Annotated in this window: 2 protein-coding genes; both read right to left on the minus strand. The window is 40.1% G+C overall.

Annotated features, from left to right (window positions below; genetic code table 11):
• Positions 1 to 2: 2 nt before the first annotated feature.
• Positions 3 to 944 (minus strand): MBL fold metallo-hydrolase, encoded by a 942-nt coding sequence (locus P8M52_RS03740; protein ID WP_300307525.1) that lies wholly within the window; start codon positions 942 to 944, stop codon positions 3 to 5.
• Between the two features lie 65 nt (positions 945 to 1,009).
• The coding region (locus tag P8M52_RS03745) for a DUF302 domain-containing protein (protein WP_300307528.1) at positions 1,010 to 1,557 on the minus strand (548 nt) is incomplete at its 5' end.

A 1,557-nucleotide genomic window follows, 5' to 3' on the forward strand; every position in this document is an offset into this window, starting at 1 on the left:
TACTAACGCCTATCAAGCCAAACACCTAGACCCTGAGCGCAAATTTCCAAGTCACCCTTAAACAATTTGATTTGTTGCGCTTTATCGAAGGTGACGCCATGTTCATAGGCGATTTTTAATAGATAAGTAAGTAGCGCCTCTTTAATGGCTTTGTGTCGATTGGTATCGTCTTTGTGTTGATTGGCAATTTGGGTGAAGCCATTGATATGCTGTTTAAGCATATTGGCAGACTGTTGAGTAAATTCAATTTGGTTGAAATGCGTCAAATAAGCGCTTTTTGGCTTAAGTGTCATTAGCTTATCAATGGTCTCAATCCAAGCTTCAGGATCAAATTGTATAGGTGTGGTTGGTGGAAAAATCAAACATCCTTGTTCGGTATCAAACTCCCGATAACTAACACCTAAGGTATCACCTGAGAAAATTCCTTTGGAATATTCATCCCAAATACACAAATGGTGTCTTGCGTGTCCGGGTGTGTCGATAAATCTTAATTCCCGGCCAGATAAATTTAGTGTATCGCCATCTTTAGCGATGTTTACTCGGTTTTCTGGCGCTGGAATTAAATCACCTAAAAATTGTTTAAAGAATAGCTCACCATACACACTAATGACGCCTGCCCGTAATTTAGAAGGGTCGATTAAATGCTGAGCGCCACGTTCATGCACATAGATGTTTGCATTCGGTAAGTGTTTAATAAGCTCACCAGCGCCGCCTGCATGGTCTAAGTGGATATGAGTAAGGATAACAAAGTCTACCGCATCACGGCTAATATTTTTTTCATCGAGTGTGGCTAGTAACGTGGGCACAGATAAATAACAGCCAGTATCTACAAAAGCGGCTCGACCATTATTTTCAATTAAGTAGGCAGCTACAAAATCTTGACGCATATGCTGCGTGTCAATACACGTAATGCCAAATTCTAATTCATGATAAATAGGTTTCATGGCTTTATTTTAGAACAAAAAAAACCGCCCAAATGGACGGTTTTTGAACTGAATCAGTTGACAGTTTAGAAATCGCCTTCTGCACCGCCCATTTGGATTGCAGTAATAACTTCTTGCACTCTCAGAGCTTTTTCTAGTAAGTAGTCTGGTAAAGGCGCGCCACCATAAATCATGGCGTTCATATCAAGTGTGTACAGCCATCTTTGGCCTGTTTTATCTTCAATTAAAGCAATTCGACAAGGTAAGTAGGCTGAAAAAGCATCTGAATGGTCAACCATAGTCATGGCTGTTCTTGGTGCGCAGTATTGGTAGATTTTTAAAAATCTTTGTTTCTCGCCTGTTTGTAATTCCACCATTTCAGATAGTGGCAGCATGCCTACAGAGCGAATACCTTCAGCTGTTGCAATACTTTCCATAGCTTCCTCAACATCACTATTAGAAACATCATCAGCAACCTTAACACGAACAATAGAAGCCATGGTAATGTCACCTGTATCTAATAAGGTATTAGTCATTGGCATGTAAACTTTTTCCATTGACTCAGGGTGTAGTGTTGGTGAAATCATTTCACTGATTACTTTCGAGGTCACACCATATTGCGCTTGTAATGACA

Source organism: Candidatus Thioglobus sp. (assembly GCF_029243085.1).
Classification (GTDB): domain Bacteria; phylum Pseudomonadota; class Gammaproteobacteria; order PS1; family Pseudothioglobaceae; genus Thioglobus_A.